Source organism: Roseomonas aerilata DSM 19363 (assembly GCF_000711725.1).
GTDB classification, from domain to species: domain Bacteria; phylum Pseudomonadota; class Alphaproteobacteria; order Acetobacterales; family Acetobacteraceae; genus Roseomonas; species Roseomonas aerilata.
This window is the reverse complement of sequence record NZ_JONP01000001.1, coordinates 85,258-102,636: the sequence shown is the minus strand read 5'-3', so window position 1 is coordinate 102,636 and position 17,379 is coordinate 85,258. Positions and strand designations below refer to the sequence as shown.

General features: G+C 71.6%; 14 protein-coding genes. 5 read left to right on the top strand and 9 right to left on the bottom strand.

Annotated features, from left to right (window positions below; translation table 11 throughout):
- Positions 1 to 62 precede the first annotated feature (62 nt).
- Positions 63 to 431, bottom strand: a complete 369-nt coding sequence (locus BO39_RS00465; RefSeq protein ID WP_043828985.1) for a hypothetical protein — start codon at positions 429 to 431, stop codon at positions 63 to 65.
- 120 nt (positions 432 to 551) lie between these two features.
- Between BO39_RS00465 and BO39_RS00460 the strand changes: the two genes are divergently transcribed.
- The 4 genes from BO39_RS00460 to BO39_RS00445 all read left to right on the top strand — a co-directional run bounded on the left by BO39_RS00460 (position 552) and on the right by BO39_RS00445 (position 6,038).
- On the top strand, positions 552 to 1,253 hold the full coding sequence (locus BO39_RS00460; RefSeq protein WP_052401247.1) for an SCO family protein: 702 nt from the start codon (positions 552 to 554) through the stop codon (positions 1,251 to 1,253).
- Positions 1,254 to 1,379: 126 nt separating this feature from the next.
- On the top strand, positions 1,380 to 2,654 hold the full coding sequence (serA, locus tag BO39_RS00455) for a phosphoglycerate dehydrogenase (RefSeq protein WP_052401246.1): 1,275 nt from the start codon (positions 1,380 to 1,382) through the stop codon (positions 2,652 to 2,654).
- Positions 2,655 to 2,742: 88 nt separating this feature from the next.
- Complete coding sequence (locus BO39_RS00450) at positions 2,743 to 4,443, top strand: IlvD/Edd family dehydratase (protein WP_043828983.1); 1,701 nt, start codon at positions 2,743 to 2,745, stop codon at positions 4,441 to 4,443.
- A gap of 110 nt (positions 4,444 to 4,553) precedes the next feature.
- Positions 4,554 to 6,038 (top strand): mannitol dehydrogenase family protein, encoded by a 1,485-nt coding sequence (locus tag BO39_RS00445; RefSeq protein WP_043828982.1) that lies wholly within the window; start codon positions 4,554 to 4,556, stop codon positions 6,036 to 6,038.
- Positions 6,039 to 6,071: 33 nt separating this feature from the next.
- Here the strand turns inward: BO39_RS00445 and ugpB are convergent, their stop codons facing one another.
- The 4 genes from ugpB to hflK form a co-directional block, all read right to left on the bottom strand.
- On the bottom strand, positions 6,072 to 7,427 hold the full coding sequence (gene ugpB, locus BO39_RS00440) for a sn-glycerol-3-phosphate ABC transporter substrate-binding protein UgpB (protein ID WP_043828980.1): 1,356 nt from the start codon (positions 7,425 to 7,427) through the stop codon (positions 6,072 to 6,074).
- Positions 7,428 to 7,608: 181 nt separating this feature from the next.
- Positions 7,609 to 9,090, bottom strand: coding sequence for a Do family serine endopeptidase (locus BO39_RS00435; RefSeq protein ID WP_084697787.1), 1,482 nt, complete (start codon positions 9,088 to 9,090; stop codon positions 7,609 to 7,611).
- 237 nt (positions 9,091 to 9,327) lie between these two features.
- On the bottom strand, positions 9,328 to 10,233 hold the full coding sequence (hflC, locus tag BO39_RS00430) for a protease modulator HflC (protein WP_043828977.1): 906 nt from the start codon (positions 10,231 to 10,233) through the stop codon (positions 9,328 to 9,330).
- Positions 10,230 to 11,459 (bottom strand): FtsH protease activity modulator HflK, encoded by a 1,230-nt coding sequence (hflK, locus tag BO39_RS00425; protein WP_043828975.1) that lies wholly within the window; start codon positions 11,457 to 11,459, stop codon positions 10,230 to 10,232. Before hflK ends, hflC begins: the two co-directional genes overlap by 4 nt.
- A gap of 152 nt (positions 11,460 to 11,611) precedes the next feature.
- Between hflK and BO39_RS00420 the strand changes: the two genes are divergently transcribed.
- On the top strand, positions 11,612 to 12,727 hold the full coding sequence (locus BO39_RS00420) for an Mrp/NBP35 family ATP-binding protein (RefSeq protein WP_043829632.1): 1,116 nt from the start codon (positions 11,612 to 11,614) through the stop codon (positions 12,725 to 12,727).
- 23 nt (positions 12,728 to 12,750) lie between these two features.
- On the opposite strand, the gene BO39_RS00415 is transcribed toward BO39_RS00420, so the two are convergent.
- From BO39_RS00415 to budC, 4 genes are all read right to left on the bottom strand, one after another.
- Complete coding sequence (locus tag BO39_RS00415) at positions 12,751 to 13,971, bottom strand: acyltransferase family protein (RefSeq protein WP_043828973.1); 1,221 nt, start codon at positions 13,969 to 13,971, stop codon at positions 12,751 to 12,753.
- A gap of 131 nt (positions 13,972 to 14,102) precedes the next feature.
- Positions 14,103 to 15,530, bottom strand: a complete 1,428-nt coding sequence (locus BO39_RS00410) for an amidohydrolase (RefSeq protein ID WP_084697727.1) — start codon at positions 15,528 to 15,530, stop codon at positions 14,103 to 14,105.
- A 103-nt stretch (positions 15,531 to 15,633) separates the two neighbouring features.
- Positions 15,634 to 16,518, bottom strand: coding sequence for a PfkB family carbohydrate kinase (locus BO39_RS00405; protein ID WP_043828971.1), 885 nt, complete (start codon positions 16,516 to 16,518; stop codon positions 15,634 to 15,636).
- Between the two features lie 46 nt (positions 16,519 to 16,564).
- Positions 16,565 to 17,329, bottom strand: a complete 765-nt coding sequence (gene budC / locus BO39_RS00400) for a meso-2,3-butanediol dehydrogenase (protein ID WP_043828969.1) — start codon at positions 17,327 to 17,329, stop codon at positions 16,565 to 16,567.
- Positions 17,330 to 17,379: the final 50 nt, after the last annotated feature.

The window sequence follows — 17,379 nt, the reverse complement described above, 5'->3', positions numbered from 1 at the left end:
ACTGCGGTTAAGCGGGTTCGCTGCCGAGGCGTGGCGCTCCGCCGTGGACCGTCAGGGCAGCTTCAGGCCGCGGCGGAGCCGGGCTGCGGGGCGATGAGGGCGCGCATGGCGCGGGCCCAGCGCGGGGCATGGCCCAGCAGGCCGTCGAGGGTGCGGACCGGCAAGGTCTCGACGAACTCGAGGGCAGTCACGGCACGGGGATCCCAGCCGGCGGCGATCGATTCCACTACCTGCTCGGCACGGCTGTCGGCCCCACGGGGCCGGACAGCGCCGGCGAAGAGGCCGCTCACCTGCCGCGCCGCGAGGAGGACTCGGGCGGCCACCTCGTGCCGCAGGGGCTCGGGCAGGTTGTCGTTCGCGATCTCGGCCAGGCTATCGAGCGCGCGGGTTTGGGCGCGGGCCTCGGCGGCGGGGATCTGGTGGGCGGGCATCGTCTCGCTTATCCTTTCGGGCCTGCGCCTCGACCGCGACTCGTTCCTGGAGGCGGGCGACAGGGGTGGAAACGTGCCTACCCCATCCCCCGTTGCGTCGGCTGCGCTATATGGGGGGCCATGACCCGCGCAATCCGCATCGCCGCCCTCCTTTTTCTGGCCGTTCTCGGGGGGCTCTGGGGCGCGGCCTTCCTCGCGCGCGCCCCCGGGGAGGGGCTGGGGACGGCCTTCGCGCGGATAGTCGGCGTGGGCACCGCGCCGCCGCCTGCCACCGGCGTGGCGCTGCCGGGCGGGGTGAGCATCGGCGGCAACTTTACGCTCGTGGACGGCAACGGGCGGACGGTCACGCAGGATGATCTGCGCGGGAAGCTCTCGTTGATCCTGTTCGGCTTCACCTTCTGCCCGGATGTCTGCCCCACCGAACTACAGGTGATCGCCCAGGCGATGGACATGCTGGGGCCGCAGGCGGCCGAGGTGAAGCCCGTCTTCATCACGGTGGACCCGGAGCGGGACACGCCGGCAAAGATGAAGGAGTACGTGGAGCAGTTTCACCCCTCCATCACCGGCCTGACGGGCACGCCGCAGCAGGTGGCGGCGGCGGCGCGGGCCTGGCGGGTCTACTACAGCAAGGTCACTCCACCGGGAGCGACGGAGTACCTGATGGATCATTCCGCCTTCACCTACCTCATGGGGCGGGACGGGTCGCTGCGCGCGCTGTTCCGGCCGGGATCGACACCGGAGGAGATGACGGCGGCGGTGCGGGCCAACCTGGGGCCGGCCAGGGTGGGCGAGGCGCGGCCAGAGCGCGCCGGCCGGGGCTGAGGGGGCGCTGCCCGGGGACTGACCGGCACAAAGGGGCGTGAGGGGCCGGCCGCGACGGCGGGGCAGGCCTGACGCGCGCGCGGCGCGGTTGCGCGGGTGGTGGCGGATGCGGCATCCATCCCAGCCATGCCCGACGCCCTTCCCTCCCCCAATGCGTCCCTTGGCCCGATCTCGCTGGCCAAGGACAAGATCCGGATCCTGCTGCTGGAGGGTATCTCCGACAGCGCGGTCGCGACGCTGAACGCGGCCGGCTACACGAATATCCGGCGCGAGAAGAAGGCGCTGGACGAGGCCTCGCTGAAGGAGGCGATCAAGGGCGTCCACCTCCTGGGCATCCGTTCCCGCACGCGGGTGACGGAGGCGGTGCTGGAGGAGGCGGACCGGCTGATCGCGGTCGGCTGCTTCTGCATCGGCACGGACCAGGTGGACCTGGCCGCCGCGCGCAAGCGGGGCATTCCCGTGTTCAACGCACCCTTCTCAAACACCCGCTCGGTCGCCGAGCTGGTGATGGGGGAGATCGTGATGCTGCTGCGCGGCATTCCCGGTCGCTCCAACAGCGCGCATGTAGGCGTCTGGGACAAGTCGGCGGCCGATAGCCGGGAGGTGCGCGGCAAGACGCTGGGCATCGTCGGCTACGGCAATATCGGCGCCCAGGTCTCGGTGCTGGCCGAGGCCTTCGGGATGCGCGTGACCTACTACGATGTCATCCCGAAGCTGCCGCACGGCAACGCGCTCTCGGTACCCTCGCTGCGCGCGCTGCTGGAGGGAGCGGACGTGGTGACGCTGCACGTGCCGGAGACGGTGGCGACGCAGAACATGATCGGCGCGGACGAGATCGCGCTGATGAAGCCGGGCGCGATCCTGCTGAACAACGCCCGCGGGCGGGTGCTGGACCTCGATGCGCTGAAGGCGGCGATGGAGAGCGGGCACCTGGGCGGGGCGGCCGTGGATGTCTTCCCCGAGGAGCCGGCGAAGAACACTGACCCCTTCCACTCGCCGCTCCAGGGCCTGCGCAACGTGATCCTGACGCCGCATATCGGCGGCAGCACGGTCGAGGCGCAGTCCCGCATCGGCGAGGAGACGGGGCGCAAGCTGGTCGACTACTCCGACATGGGCGCGACGCTGGGCGCGGTGAACTTCCCCGAGGCAGTGCTGCCGGCGCGGCAGCGGGGCGCGCGCTTCCTGCACGTGCACGGCAACCACCCGGGCACGCTGGCCGCGATCAACGAGGTTTTCACCCGGCGCGGCGCGAACATCGCCGGTCAGTACCTGCAGACGGATTCCGAGATCGGCTACGTCGTGGTGGACGCCGAGGGGCTGGCGGACGCGAATGTCGTGCTGGAGGAGCTACGGGCGCTGCCGGGCACGGTCCGGGCGCGGCTGCTCTACGAGCGGGGTTGAGCGGGCGCGCCGCGGGCGATTGACAAGGGCGCCGCCCCGCGCACTCTCGCGCCCTGCCCCTCCTGCGTGGGGCGCGAGGGAGGGGCGAATGTCCAAGGGCTTGCGGAAAGGTCTGACCAGCTACGGGGATGCGGGGTTCTCGCTGTTTCTCCGCAAGGCCTTCATCAAGGCCGCCGGCTATTCCGATGACGCGCTCGACCGCCCGATCATCGGCATCACCGACACGGCAAGCGACTTCAATCCCTGCCACGGCAACGCGCCGCAGCTCATCGAGGCCGTGCGGCGGGGCGTGATGCTCTCGGGCGGGCTGCCGATGGCCTTCCCGACGATCTCGATCCACGAGAGCTTCGCGCACCCGACCTCGATGTATCTTCGCAACCTGATGGCGATGGACACGGAGGAAATGGTCCGCGCCCAGCCGATGGACGCGGTGGTCCTCATCGGCGGCTGCGACAAGACGCTGCCGGCGCAGATCATGGGCGCGGCGAGCGCCGGCATCCCAGCGGTCGTGGTGCCGGTGGGGCCGATGGTGGTGGGGCACCACCGGGGCGAGGTGCTGGGGGCCTGCACGGACTGCCGGCGCCTCTGGGGGCAGCACCGGGCGGGCAACATCGACGAGGCGGAGATCGAGGTGATCAGCGGGCGGCTGGCGCCCTCCGTCGGCACCTGCATGGTGATGGGCACGGCGAGCACCATGGCCTGCATGATCGAGGCGATGGGCCTCTCCCTTCCCTACAGCGCCGCCATTCCCGCGCCGCACGCCGAGCGGCTGCGCTGCGGCGAGGCGAGCGGGCGCGTGGCGGTGGAGATGGCGAAGCGCGGCGGGCCGGCGCCGAAGGCGCTGCTGACGGCGGGCTCTCTGCGGAACGCGATGACGGTGCTGCAGGCGATCGGCGGCTCCACCAACGGGCTGGTGCACTTGGCGGCGATCGCGGGGCGCGTCGGGCTGCGCGTGGACCTCGAGGAGTTCGACGAGATCGGGCGGCGCGTGCCGGTGCTGATCGACCTCAAGCCCTCGGGCGACCACTACATGGAGCACCTGCACCACGCGGGCGGCGTGCCGCGGCTGCTGCGGGAGCTGGAGCCGCATCTCGACCTCAACGCGCCGACGGTGCTGGGCGGCACGCTGGGCGATTACCTCAAAATGGCGGAGGAGGTGCCGGGGCAGACGGTGATCCGCCCGCGCAGCGCGCCGCTGAAGCCGACCGGCGGGATGGCCGTGCTGCGGGGCAATCTTTGCCCCGGCGGCGCCGTGATCAAGCACTCGGCGGCGACGGCCTCGCTGCTGCAGCACACCGGACGCGCGGTGGTGTTCGACAGTGTGGAGGACATGACGAACCGCGTGGACGATCCCGCGCTGGACGTGACGGCCGAGGACGTGCTGGTGCTGCGCAACGCGGGACCGAAGGGCGCGCCGGGGATGCCGGAGGCAGGATACCTGCCGATCCCCCGCAAGCTGGCGCAGGCTGGCGTGAAGGACATGGTGCGGATCTCGGACGCGCGCATGTCGGGCACGGCCTTCGGCACCATCGTGCTGCACGTGACGCCGGAATCGGCGGTGGGCGGGCCGCTGGCGCTGGTGCGCACGGGCGACCGCATCGCGCTGGACGTGGAGGCGCGCACGCTGAACCTGCTGGTGGACGAGGCGGAGCTGGCGCAGCGCGCGCAGGAGGTGGTGCCGCCCCGCCCCGCCCCGAAGCGCGGCTACGCGAAGCTGTTCCACGACACGGTGCTGCAGGCCGACCAGGGCTGCGACTTCGACTTCCTGACGGGCGAGGACGAGGAATGATGGCCGGCTGAGCACGGTCGGCGATCCGGTCGCCCGGCGGTCTTGTTCGCCGGGCGCGACCGGCCTCTATTCCGCGCCGCCTCCTTCACGGGGGCGCGAGACTGGATGACATGACGGCCATTGAACTGAATCGCGCGAACCTCCCGCGGATCGCCGCGCCCGTGCAGCGCCCCGGCTACGACCCGGCGGGGGTGCGGGCGGGGATCGTTCATCTCGGGCTCGGCGCCTTCCACCGCGCACACATGGCCCGCTACACCCACGCGCTGATGGAGCGCGATCCCGGCGCGATGGGTTGGGGGATTGTCGGCGCGGGGCTGATGCCGGGCGATCGGCGCGTGCGGGAAAGCCTGGCGCCCCAGGACGGGCTCTACACGCTGGTGGAGCGCGACGGGGTGGAGGAAAGCGTCTCCGTCATCGGCTCGCTCGCCGACGTGGTTTTCGCGGGCGAAGGCACGGAAGGGCTGCTGGCGCGGATCGACGATCCGGCGATCCGCATCGTCAGCCTGACAGTGAGCGAGAACGGCTACTGCCTGAACCCGGCGACGCGGGAGCTCGACCCGGAGCATCCGATGATCCGCGCGGATCTGGCCGCTCCGCTGCGGCCTGGAAGCGCCATCGGCGTGATCGTGGAGGCCTATAGGCGGCGTATGGCGGCGGGGCGGGGCGCCTTCACGGCCATGACCTGCGACAACATCCAGAACAACGGCGACGTGCTGCGCGGCGCCGTGCTCTCGCTCGCGCGGATGCGGGACGTGCGGCTGGCGGACTGGATCGAGGCGAACGGTGCCTTCCCCGACACGATGGTGGACCGGATCACGCCGGTGACGCGGCCGGACGGGATTGCGCATCTCGAGGCCACCTACGGCCTGCGCGACCGCTGGCCGGTTTTTGCGGAGAGCTTCACGCAGTGGGTGATCGAGGACCGCTTCGCCGCCGGGCGGCCGGAGTGGGAGGCCGTGGGCGCGCAGTTCGTGCCGGATGTCGCGCCCTATGAGGTGATGAAGCTGCGGCTGCTGAACGGGAGCCACCTGGCCATCGCGGCGCTGGGGCGGCTGAGGGGACATCGCTTCGTCCACCAGGTGATGGCCGATCCGCGGATGCGCGCCTACATGGCCGCGCTGATGGACCGCGAGACCGGGCCGACGCTGGCGCCCGTGCAGGGCGTGGATCTTCCGGCCTACAAGCGCACGTTGATCGCGCGCTTCGCCAATCCCGCGATCGAGGACACGGTGGAGCGCATCAACACGGACGCGCCGATCAACCTGCTGGTAATGCCGATCGAGGCGAGCCTGGCGATCGGGGGCGAGGTGGAGTTGCTGGCCCTGGCGCTGGCCGCCTGGATGCGGCGCCTGCGCGGGCGGGACGACGTGGGCGACGCGATCGAGATCCGGCACCCGCTGGCGGCGCTGCTGAGGGAGAAGGCGGAGGAGGGCGGGGCGGATCCGATGCCGCTGCTTTCCATCGGATCGCTCTTCGGCGAACTCGCGGGGCAGGCGCGCTTCGCGGAGGCGCTGCGGCGGTGGCTGGCCTCGCTCTACGAGGTGGGCGCGGCGGCGACGCTGGACCGGGCCGCGCGGGAGGGACGCTTCGGGTGAGGCGGGCGGGGATCGCTCCCCGCCCACGCTCGTTCAGTTGTTGCGGTTGGTACGCTCGAAGTTGCGGAGCACCCCGTTGCCGCGGGTGTTCATGTTGGTCAGCGACTGCTGCGCGGTCTGCCCGCCCTGGAAGGCCCGCTCCATCTCCTCCTGGATGATGTTGCGAATCTCGATGAAGCCGCCGAGGCGGATGCCGCGGCTGTTCGCCGTGGGCTCACCGCCGCGCAGCATCTGCTCGATCGGCACGTCGGCACCGGGGTTGCGGGCGTAGTAGTTCTGGCTGCGGCTCAGCTCATAGGCGGCGCGGGTCACGGGGACGTAGCCGGTGTCCTGGTGCCACTTGGCCATCACGGCAGGGCTGGTCGCGTAGCGGAAGAACTCCGCCACGCCGCGCCATTCCTCGGTGCTGCGGGTGGTCGTCGGGCCGCGGTTCATCGACCAGAGGGCGGCGCCGCCGATGATGGAGTTCCGGGGTGTCGTGCCCTCGTAATACGGCAGCATGGCCGCGCCCCACCCGAAGCGCGCCTCACGCTCGATCCGCCCGCGAAGGCCCGAGGAGCCGAAGGTGATCGCGCATTCACCGGCCGGGAAGAGTGGGTCGGCGGTCGAATCGCGCCCGCCGTAGCGGAACAGGCCGTCCCTCTGCCAGCGAACGAGGTTTTCGAGATGCTTGACCATCAGCGGGTTGGTCAGGTTCAGCTCGGTGTTCAGCCCCTCGAAGCCGTTGGAGCGGCTGGCGAGGGGCACGTCGTGTATGGCCAGCAGTTCCTCGACCATCACCCAGCTCGGCCAGGAGGTGGTCATGGGGCAGGCGATGCCTGCGGCCTTCAGCTTCACCGCGGCCTGCTCCACGCCCTCCCAGGTCTGGGGGAAGGTGTTCACGTCCAGCCCGGCGCGCTGGAACATGTCCTTGTTGTACCAGGCGATGGCGGTGCTGCTGTTGAAGGGCAGCGCCATCATGCGGCCGTCGGCGGTGCTGTAGTAGCCGGCGACGGGGCCGATGAAGTCGCGCGTGTCGATGGCGACGCCGGTTTCCGCCAGCATCTCGTGAAGCGGCTTCACGGCGCGACCGGCGGTCATCATCGTGCCCGTGCCGACCTCGAACATCTGCACCACATGGGGCGCGGTGCCGGCGCGGAAGGCGGCGATGGCGGCCACCACCGTCTCGGGATAGCTGCCGCGGAAGGAGGGGACGACCTTGTAGCGGTTCTGGCTGGCATTGAAATCGGCCGCGATCGCCTCAAGCTGCGGGCCGGCAGGCGGGGAGAGGCCGTGCCAGAACTGGATCTCGATAGGCTGGCCAGCCGGCGCCTGGGCCTGGGCGGGCATCCAGCTGGAGGCGAGGGCGGAGAGCGCGAGGGCGCTGACCGCGAGTGAGCGTCGCCGCATGGGCACGAGACCTCCTTGGACCTTGGGTGCCGCCGGGAGCTAGCGGCCCTTTGTTTCAATGATCTTACAGGACGGCGACGGATTTGTGGAAGGCTCCGCAACGGCCTGTGGAAGGGCAGTCATCGAGGCAGGAATCAAAAAGGGCCGGGGGATCGCTCCCCCGGCCCCTTCTCGCGGCGGCTTAGTTGCGCCGCTGGTTCCCTTCCTCGCGCAGGCGGAGCGGCACGAAGCGCTGGCCCTGCGCGCCCTCGATCAGCAGGAGGGCCGTGGCGCGGTTCTGGCGGCGGAGCGCCTCGATGCGGGTCTGCACCTCCTGCGGGGTGTTCACACGCTCCTGCTGCACCTCGACGATCACGTCGCCGGGGCGCAGGTCGCGCTCGGCGGCACTGCCGCCCTGGTCCACGTCGGTGATCAGCACGCCGCGCTGCTCGGGGCGCAGGCTGAAGCGCTCGCGCGCCTCGGGCGTGATCGGGCCGACCTTCAGGCCGAGGCCGGGCAGCTCCACCACCTGGCTACGCGGCTGGGCCGGGGAGGCGCCGCGGGCCTGGGCCTCGGCCTGGTCGGCGGGCAGCTCGGCGATGGTGACGTTGACCGTCTCCTCCTTGCCGTCGCGCCAGACGACCACGGGCGCCTCGGTGCCGACGCGCGTCTCGGCCACGATGCGCGGCAGGGTGCGCATCTCGCGCACGTCCTGGTTGTTGAAGCGCAGGATGACGTCGCCGTTGCGGATGCCGCCCTTGGCGGCCGGGCCGTCCTCCTGAGCGCGGGCGACGAGGGCGCCGCGGCTGCCGCCCTTGAGGCCGAGGCTGTCGGCGATCTCGTCCGTCACCTGCTGGATGTTCACCCCGAGCCAGCCGCGGCGCACGCGCCCGCCGTCGCGGAGCTGGGCCACGATGCCGCGGGCGAGGTTGGACGGGATGGCGAAGCCGATGCCAATCGAGCCGCCGGAGGGCGAGTAAATGGCGGTGTTGATGCCCACGACCTTGCCGCTCATGTCGAAGAGCGGGCCGCCGGAGTTGCCGCGGTTGATGGCCGCGTCGGTCTGGATGAAGTCGTCGTAGAGGCCCTGACGGATGTCGCGCGAGCGGGCCGAGATGATGCCCGCCGAGACGGAGGAGGCGAGGCCGAAGGGATTGCCGATGGCGAGCACCCAATCACCGACCTGAGCGTCGTCGGAATTGCCGAAATCGACGGAGGTGAGCTGGCGATCGGTCTTGACGCGCAGTACCGCGATATCCGTGCGCGGGTCGGTGCCGACGAGCTCGGCCGGCAGCGTCGTGTTGTCGTTCAGGACGACGTTGATCTCGGTGCCGCCCTCGACGACGTGGTTGTTGGTGACGACGAGCTTCTCGGCGGCGTCGATGATGAAGCCGGAGCCGAGCGAGGTGCCGCGGCGCTGCTGCGGAGAGGGCTGGCCGGGTCGCTGGCCAGGGCCACCCTGACCGGGCGGGCGGTTGCGCTCGAGGAAGTCGCGGAAGAACTCCTCGAAGGGGCTGCCGGGCGGGGCCTGGGGCGCGTCCGGCGCGTCGGGGCGGGTGGCGTTGCGCGCGGTGGGCGCGGTGGTCACCTGCACGCTGACGACCGCAGGCAGGAGCTGCTGCGCCAGCGGGCGGAAGGAAGTGGGGGCGTCCCGCATCGGGGTCTGCGCGAGCGCGGGCCCCATGGGGGCGGCGGCAAGAGCCGCGATCAGCGCAAGCGTGGTCGAAATCGGCAGGCGGAAGCGCACGGGCACGTTCCCTTCGGGGGGTTAGGTCGTCACTCCCGCGAGATTTGGCCCGAACGCCCGGCCCGGAAAGGGCCTCTCACCCCCAAAGGAGGATGGGCGCGATCACGCCTCGGTGGGAGTAACTCTTTTCAACATGGGAATGGCCCGCGCCCTGGGGCGCGGGCCTGTCCGGGTTCAGGGCGTCGCGGCCGGTGCCGCCGCGGGCGCGGCACCCGTCTCGGGCAGGTCGCGGAAGAAGCGGAAGAACTCGCCCTCGGGCGCGAGGAGGATGCGGGACTCGCCACCTTCCGAGAAGGCCTCGCGATAGGCCTGCATGGCGCGCCAGAAGGCGAAGAACTCCGGATCGCGCTGGAAGGCGTCGGCGGAGATGCGGATCGCCTCCTGCTCGCCCTGGCCGCGGAGGATGTCGGCGCTGGCGCCGCCCTCGGCCAGCAGCACCGTGCGATCGCGGTCGGCGGTCGCGCGGATGCGGGTGGCCTGCTCGGCGCCCTCCGCGCGGGCCTCGCGCGCCACACGCTCGCGCTCGGACTGCATGCGCGAGAGCACGGCCTGGGTGTTCTCCTCCGGCAGGTCGGCGCGGCGGATGCGGACATCGGCCACCTCGATCCCGAAGCGCTTGGCCTCCACGTTCACCTGGTCGCGGATCTCGTTCATCACGCGCAGCCGCTCGGCGGAGAGGACGGAGAGCAGCGACTCGTTGCCGAGCACGCGGCGCAGCGCCGAGGAGACGATGGAGGCCAGGCGCCCGCGGATGCCGCTCTCGGCCACGCCCGCGGTCTGGAAGAAGAGCAGCGGGTCGACGATGCGGTAGCGGGTGAAGCTGTCGACGATCAGGCGGCGCTGGTCGCCGAGGATCAGCTCCTCGCCCGGTCCCTCAAAGTCGAGCAGGCGTCGGTCGAGGGCGATCACGCTCTGGATGAAGGGCACCTTCATGTGCAGGCCGGGCGTTTGGATCACGCGCACGGGCTGGCCGAACTGCGTGATCAGCACCTGCTGCGTCTGCTGCACCGTGAACAGCGAGGAGACGGCGGTGACGAGGATGACGGCCGCCGCGATCGCGGCGATGGTCAGGCGGTTCATCGGCTGGCTCCCGGCTGGGGCGCGCGCGGCGGCGGGGCCATGCTGGGCACGCTGCCGGCGACGGCGGGCGGCGTGGGCCGGGCGGCAGGCTGGGCCGGGCGGCCGTTGTCGAGGTTCAGCAGGGGCACGAGTCCCTGCAGCCGGTTGTCCACGATGATCTTCGGGTTGCGGCGGAGGATGTCCTCCATCGTCTCGAGGTAGATGCGGCGCATCGTGACCTCGCGGGCGACCTGGTAGGAGGAGAGCACGGAGATGAAGCGCGCCGCCTCGCCGCGGGCGCGGGCGATCTGGCTATCCTTCTGGCCCTGGGCCTCCTGGATCATCCGCGCGGCCTCACCGCGGGCGCGGGGGATGATGTCGTTGCGGTAGGATTCGGCCTCGTTGCGCGCGCGCTCACGGTCGGCGTTCGCGCGCTGGACGTCGCGGAAAGCCTCGATGACGGCGCCAGGGGGATCGACCTTCTGAAGCTGCACCTGCGTGATCTCCACGCCGGCGCGGTACTGGTCGAGGATCGCCTGGGTGCCCTGGCGCACCTGGCTTTCGATCTGCGCGCGGGCCTCGGTCAGCGCGGGCTGGATCGGGGTACGGCCGATCACCTCGCGCATCATGCTCTCGGCCGCGGACTTCACGGTCACGTCGGGGTTGCGCGTGTTGAAGAGGTACTCGCCGGCGTCGCGGATGCGCCAGAAGACGGCGAAGTCGATGTCGATGATGTTCTCGTCGCCGGTCAGCATCATGCTCTCCTCGAGCACGTCGCGGGAGGGCGTGGGGCGCTGGGCGATGGCGCCGGAATCGACCGCGCTGCGGAAGCCGACATCGACGCGGTTGATGCGGGTGACGCGCGGCGTCGTCACGCTCTCCACCGGCCAGGGGATGCGGTAGTTCAGGCCCGGCGGCGTCGTGCGATTGAAGGCGCCGAAGCGCATGACCACGCCCTGCTCGTCCGGCTGCACCCGGTAGAAGCCCGAGGCCGCCCAGGCGCCGATGGCCAGGACGGCGAGCACCGCGAGGCCCCTGCCGCCGCCGCGCCCGATGCCGGTGCCGCTCCCGCGGGGAAGCCAGCGGCGCACCGCGTCCTGCGCCTGGCGAATGGCATCGTCGAGGTCCGGACCTCGGCCGCTGCCGCCGCCTCCACCGGGAGGCGGGACGCCCCAGGGGCCTTGCGGACGGTTACCGCCGCCGGGAGATCCCCACGGGTTCGGTCCGCCGCTGTTGTTCCACGGCATGGGCCGGTCGCACTCCCTCTCGTCAAAGGCGCGGCCCCGCCCGCTTGCGCGGAGTCGGGGCCGCCCATATGGCATTCTCGGCCCGGCACCCCTTTTTCGGTGCTGTTCCAGGCACATCGCCATGTTGGCCGGGTATGGGGGGTTTTCAAGCGATGGTGAGCGGTCTGGAGGCGGCGGTTCGGGCAGCGCTGGGGCGGGTGCGGGATCCGGGGACGGGGCGCGACATCGTCTCGGCCGGCATGATCGGCGGTGTCGCGGTGCGGGACGGCATGGTGCAGGTGGAGATCGCCGTGCCGCGCGAGCGGGCGCGGGCGATGGAGCCGCTGCGCGCCGCGGTGGAGGCCGCGCTGCGGGCGGTGCCCGGCGTTCTCTCGGCCAGTGCGGTGCTGACGGCGCATCGGGAGGCGCCCCCCTCCCCTGCCCCGGCCCAGGCCCCCCCGCAGGCGCATGGCGGGCGCCCCGGGGCGGCGATGCTGCTGCAGGAGGTGGGGGCGGTGATCGCCGTCGCCTCCGGCAAGGGTGGCGTGGGCAAGTCCACGACGGCGGTGAACCTGGCGGTCGCGCTCGCTCAGAAGGGGCTGCGCGTCGGGCTGCTGGATGCCGACATCTACGGCCCCTCCCTGCCGCAGATGCTCGGCACGACCGAAAAGCCGCGGACGGCGGAGGGGCGGATCGTCCCGATCGAGCGCTGGGGGCTGAAGGCGATGTCGATCGGCTTCCTGGTGGACCAGGAGACGCCGATGGTCTGGCGCGGGCCGATGGTCATGGGCGCGCTGGAGCAGATGATGTCCCAGGTGGAATGGGGCGCGCTGGACGTGATGGTGGTGGACATGCCGCCGGGCACGGGCGACACGCAGCTCACCATGTCGCAGCGAGTGGCGCTGCGGGGCGCGGTGATCGTCTCCACACCGCAGGATGTCGCGCTGCTCGATGCGCGGCGGGGCATCCGCATGTTCGAGAAGGTGAACGTGCCCGTTCTCGGGTTGGTCGAGAACATGAGCTATTTCTGCTGCCCCAATTGCAACCACCGGAGCGAGATCTTTGGCCATGGCGGGGCGCGCGCGGAGGCGGTGCGTCTCGGCGTGGAGTTCCTCGGCGAGCTGCCGCTGACGCTCGCGGTGCGGGAGCTTTCGGATGCCGGGAGGCCCGTGGTGCTGGCGGCGCCCGACACGCACGAGGCCGCGGCCTATCGCGCGATCGCCGACCGCGTCTGGGAGAAGGCCTCCGCGCCCGTGGGGACGGCGGGGCCGAGGATCGTGGTGGACTAGGAGGCCAGGGCGGCCTCGACTGTTCAGGACCGCGCGGCGGGCGCCGCGCGGCCTTCCCCGTCCGCGGGTTTCGGCAGCGATGCGACGACGCGGCGGCCGAGGGCGATGCCGGGCCGCTCGACCAGCGCGTAGGTCACCGTCGAGACGGCGATCAGCAGGAGCGCGCAGAGCAGCAGCAGCGACCAGTAGCCGAGCGGGGAATCAAGCGCGATGGCCCGCATGGGCACGGGCCGGAGCACCGCCGCCAGGACGAGACCCTGGAGAAGGTAGATGCTGTAACTGATGTCGCCGAGGCGGCGGGCCGGCCTGGAGGTGAGAAGGCCGAAGACCGTGCATCCGGAGGCGATCAGGTAGAAGGCGAAGCCGAGCAGGATGATCGGGCCCACGTCGTAGGCGGAGGAGAAGCCCGCGAAGGTCATGGCAAGAAGAAGCAGCACCGCGCAGGAGGCGAGCCGGTCCGGAAGTCGCGGCCTCAGGTCGAGCCTGTGGAGCGACGCGCAGGCCATGCCCACGAGGAACAGGGTGGGGCAGACGACCTCGATCTTCCGCCAGTGCGTGGGGTTCAGCACCAGCCATGCCAGGCAGACCCCGAGGGCGAGGGAGATGGCGGGCAGGTGCATGCGCCGGTCTCGCGCGGCCAGGGCGGCCAGCGGGAGGAGAAGGTAGAAGATCCACTCGTAGCGCAGGGTCCAGACCACGCCGGCGAGCAGGAGCGAGGTGTTGGGATAGCCGTTCACATCCGGCGATCCCAGGAAATCGAAGGCGAACCAGCGCGCGACCTGCTTCACGAGGACCGCGAGCGGCACGTTGAGCCCGCCGCCCGTCTCGAAGAGGACAATGCCCAGCATCACGCTTACGGCCAGCAGATACAGTGGAACGATCCGGAAGATGCGGCCGAGGTAGAGCGGCAGCCAAGCCGGCTTTCCGGACTCCCTGAGCAGGCGTGACCAGAACAGGTAGCCGGTGACCATGAAGAAGATCGCGACGCCTGCATGGCCGAGCAGCGTGTAGAAGCCCGGCACATCGGGCCCGCCCCACTCCCTGTCCGTCAGGAAGGTGCGATAGTAGATCCCGTGATGGAACACGACGGCGAGCGCGGCGAAGGCCCGCAGGCCGTCCAGTGCCGCGAGGCGGTTGGAACCTTGTCCGGGCGGTGCATCGGCCATGGAAAGAGCCGGCGATGCGGCGAAGGCGAACAACAGGCCCATGCAGGCGAAGAAGGGCCAGATAGAGTAAGCGTCCATGCGTCCTCGGTGCGGGAGGTCAGTCTCGGCCCGCGCCGGACAAACCGTGCCTCGGGCACCGTGGCCCGAGGCTCGTTCAGCAGGTTGAACCCCTGTCGGTGCGGCCGTTTAGCCGGGCCTTGCCGAAGGGTCTAGGCGACGCCGCTGCCGGTGTAGTCGGCGACCATGTGCAGCATGGCGCGCAGCCCGGGCAGCAGGCCGGACTCGTCAACGCGGAAGCGCGGCGAGTGGTTGGTGGGCACCTGCCGGGGGTCGAGGCCCGGCGCGGTGACGCCGACGTTGAAGAAGACGCCGGGCACGGCCTTGGAGAAATACGCGAAGTCCTCGGCGGCGAGACCGGGCGGCATCATGCGCAGCGCCCCCTCCCCCGCCACCCGAGCGAGGCTCGGCGCCATGCGCTGCGTCAGCGTGGGATCGTTCGCCATGGACGGGTAGCCGTTGGGCAGCCAGGAGACCTCCGCACGGCCGTCCATGCCCTGGGCGATGCTCTCCGACACCTCCTTCACGCGGCGCATGATGAATTGGCGGCGCTCCTCGTCGTAGGTACGGAGGGTGCCGTTCATCATCGCGCGGTCGGGGATGATGTTGCTGCGGTTGCCGCCGTGGAACTGGCCGACCGTGAGTACGGAGGGCGAGGCGCCGCTGTCCACCTGCCGGCTCTGGATCGTCTGCAGCGCCGAGATGATCTGCGCGCCGATGACGATAGGGTCCACGCCGCCCCAGGGGCGCGCGCCGTGCGTCTGGCGGCCATGGACGGTAATGGTGAACTCGTCCGCGCTGGCGGCGGCAGGGCCGGGGCGGTAGCCGAGCGTGCCGGCTGTCAGGCCGCTGACCACGTGGAGGCCGAAGACGGCATCGGGCTTCGGGTCGTTGAAGGCACCCTCGTCCAGCATGCGGCGGGCGCCGCCGATCTCGCCGTCCGGCAGGTTCTCCTCGGCAGGCTGGAAGATGAGGACGACGGTGCCGCGGAGGTCGGCGCGGTGGCGGGCGATCACCTCGGCGGTCGCCATCAGGATGGCCGTGTGGCAGTCGTGGCCGCAGGCGTGCATGACGCCCACCTCCTGGCCGCCCCACATGGTTTTGGCACGGGAGGCGAAGGGGAGGTCCACCTCCTCCGGCACCGGCAGGGCGTCCATGTCGGCGCGCAGCGCCAGTGTGGGGCCGGGGCCGCCCTCCCCCTTCAGCGTGGCCACGAGGCCGGTGACGGCGACCTTGTCCCGCACCGTGTAGCCGAGTGTGCGGAGATGGGCGGCGACCATCGCGGAGGTGCGGACCTCCTGATTGCCGAGTTCCGGGTTCTGATGGATGTCGCGGCGCCAGGCGATCATCCGTCCCTCGATGGCGCGGGCGGATTCATCGAGTGCCGCGTGGAGCGGCCGGGCGGGCGCCGGGGCAATGCTGCTGGGTGGCGGCATCTGGGCGTTAGCGCCCGAGGAGAGCACGGCCGGGAGCGCGCAGGCGCAGGCACAGGCCGCGAGGAAGCCTCGGCGGGAGGTGGTCGGGGCGTCGGCGACGAGGCGCGGGCGGGCGGGACGCTGGAGGGCGGGGCGGAGGAACATGGACGGACGGCTCCCGGCTGATGGCGGGCAGTTTAGGCCCCGTCAGCGCGGGGGTGGCAAGGCTCAGCCGGGGCCGGTGCGCGGACGTAAGGAGGGGCGGCGCTCAGGCGGCGAGGCGCGCGCCCGTTTCGGCGGCCGTCGGCATGGCCTCGGCGGCGCCGGGCCGGGAGACGGCGATGGAGGCCGCGGCCGCCGCGCGGCGCATGGCCGCCTCCAGCGGGGCGCCGCGGGAGAGGGCGGCGGCGAGCACGCCGCACCAGCAATCGCCCGCGCCGGTCGTGTCCAGCACGCGGGCGGGGGCCAGGGCGGCGATGCGCCAGTCGCCGGCCGGGCCGGCGGCCTCGGCGCCGCGCTCGCCGAGGGTGACGGCGACGGGGATGCCCAGCGCGGCGTGCAGGTCCGGCGCGGTGCCGGCGGTGCCCAGCCGGACGGCGAGCCAGGCGGCCTCGTGCTCGTTCACGATCAGCAGGTCCAGCGCGCGTAGGGCGGCGGGGTCGATGGGCGCGGCGGGGGCGAGGTTCAGGATCGGCCGGGCGCTGGCCGCCCGGGCGCGATGAATGAGGGTCGCGACCTCCTCCGCCGGAACCTCCATCTGCATCAGCACAATCTCCCCGGCGGCGAGGTCCGGCACCTGGGCGGCGCGGGCGAGAAGGTTCGCGCCGGGTGAGACCGCGATCTGGTTGCGCCCCGCCTCGTCCACGAGGATGCAGGCGGCACCGGTGGGGGCCTCGGTCTCGACCAGGGCGGAAAGGTCCACCCCCGCCCCGCGCAGGGCGGCCGTGGCGGTCGCGGCCATGGCGTCGCGGCCGGTGGCACCTGCGAAGCGCACGGCGGCTCCGTCCCGCGCGGCGGCGACGGCCTGGTTGGCGCCCTTCCCACCTGGCGAGGCCCGCCATGCGCCGCCGAGCACCGTGTGGCCCGGTGCCGGCAGGATGGGCACCGGAAAGGTGAGGTCGGCGTTGACGGAGCCGAAGACGGTGACGGGCATGGGGCCATTCAGGCGGGGCGTGCCCCGCCTGGCAAGCGCGGCCCCTCTAGGCCTGCGGCGGCTGGCCGTTGGAAGCGGTGAGGCCGCCGTCCACGGGCAGGTTCACGCCGGTGACGAAGCGAGCGTCCGGGCTCGCGAGGAAGGCGATGACGTCGGCGATCTCCTCGGGTTCGGCGGCGCGGCCGAGGGGGATGCGCTCGGCGAACTTGGCCATCAGCTTCTCGTCGCCGAGCATGCTCTTCGTCATGTCGCTGGCGGTCAGGCTCGGGGCCACGGCGTTCACGCGCACGCCGTGGCGGCCGAGTTCGAGGGCGAGCGCGCGGGTAAGGTTCGTCACCGCCCCCTTCGCGGCGTTGTAGATCGCCATGTCCCAGTCCCCGCCGAGGCCGGAGACCGAGGAGGTGTTGACGATGCAGCCCCCGGTGGAAACCAGGTGCGGGATAGCGGCGCGGGAGAGGAAGAAGACGCCGTCGAGGTCCGTGCCCATGACGCGGCGCCAGTCGGAGGTCTTCGCCTCGGCCAGCGGGCCGGTGACGATGGTGCCGGCGTTGTTCACCAGCACGTCCAGCCGGCCGAAGCGCTCCAGCGTGCGGTTGATGAGGAAGACGGCCTGTTCCTCGTCCGATACGTCGGCGGCGACCGTAAGCGTGCGCTCCTCCGGCAGGCCGGCGGCGACGCGGGCGAGCTTCTCCTCCGTGCGGCCCGCCAGCACCACGGCGTAGCCACCGGTGGAGAAGCGCCGGGCGGTGGCCTCCCCGATACCGGAGCCTGCCCCGGTGACGATCACGACCTTGCCCTCGAACCCTGCCATGCCGGCCTCCTCTGTGTTCCAGGAGACAGAACGCACTGGGAGGACGTCGG

Excerpts from the sequence above, each read along its gene's own strand:
- budC (WP_043828969.1), bottom strand. The coding sequence starts at position 17,329 with ATGGCAGGGTTCGAGGGCAAGGTCGTGATCGTCACCGGGGCAGGCTCC.
- BO39_RS00460 (WP_052401247.1), top strand. The coding sequence starts at position 552 with ATGACCCGCGCAATCCGCATCGCCGCCCTCCTTTTTCTGGCCGTTCTC.
- BO39_RS00410 (WP_084697727.1), bottom strand. The coding sequence starts at position 15,530 with ATGTTCCTCCGCCCCGCCCTCCAGCGTCCCGCCCGCCCGCGCCTCGTC.
- hflC (WP_043828977.1), bottom strand. The coding sequence starts at position 10,233 with ATGAACCGCCTGACCATCGCCGCGATCGCGGCGGCCGTCATCCTCGTC.
- BO39_RS00435 (WP_084697787.1), bottom strand. The coding sequence starts at position 9,090 with ATGGGGCCCGCGCTCGCGCAGACCCCGATGCGGGACGCCCCCACTTCC.
- serA (WP_052401246.1), top strand. The coding sequence starts at position 1,380 with ATGCCCGACGCCCTTCCCTCCCCCAATGCGTCCCTTGGCCCGATCTCG.
- hflK (WP_043828975.1), bottom strand. The coding sequence starts at position 11,459 with ATGCCGTGGAACAACAGCGGCGGACCGAACCCGTGGGGATCTCCCGGC.
- BO39_RS00450 (WP_043828983.1), top strand. The coding sequence starts at position 2,743 with ATGTCCAAGGGCTTGCGGAAAGGTCTGACCAGCTACGGGGATGCGGGG.
- BO39_RS00405 (WP_043828971.1), bottom strand. The coding sequence starts at position 16,518 with ATGCCCGTCACCGTCTTCGGCTCCGTCAACGCCGACCTCACCTTTCCG.
- BO39_RS00465 (WP_043828985.1), bottom strand. The coding sequence starts at position 431 with ATGCCCGCCCACCAGATCCCCGCCGCCGAGGCCCGCGCCCAAACCCGC.
- ugpB (WP_043828980.1), bottom strand. The coding sequence starts at position 7,427 with ATGCGGCGACGCTCACTCGCGGTCAGCGCCCTCGCGCTCTCCGCCCTC.
- BO39_RS00415 (WP_043828973.1), bottom strand. The coding sequence starts at position 13,971 with ATGGACGCTTACTCTATCTGGCCCTTCTTCGCCTGCATGGGCCTGTTG.
- BO39_RS00420 (WP_043829632.1), top strand. The coding sequence starts at position 11,612 with ATGGTGAGCGGTCTGGAGGCGGCGGTTCGGGCAGCGCTGGGGCGGGTG.
- BO39_RS00445 (WP_043828982.1), top strand. The coding sequence starts at position 4,554 with ATGACGGCCATTGAACTGAATCGCGCGAACCTCCCGCGGATCGCCGCG.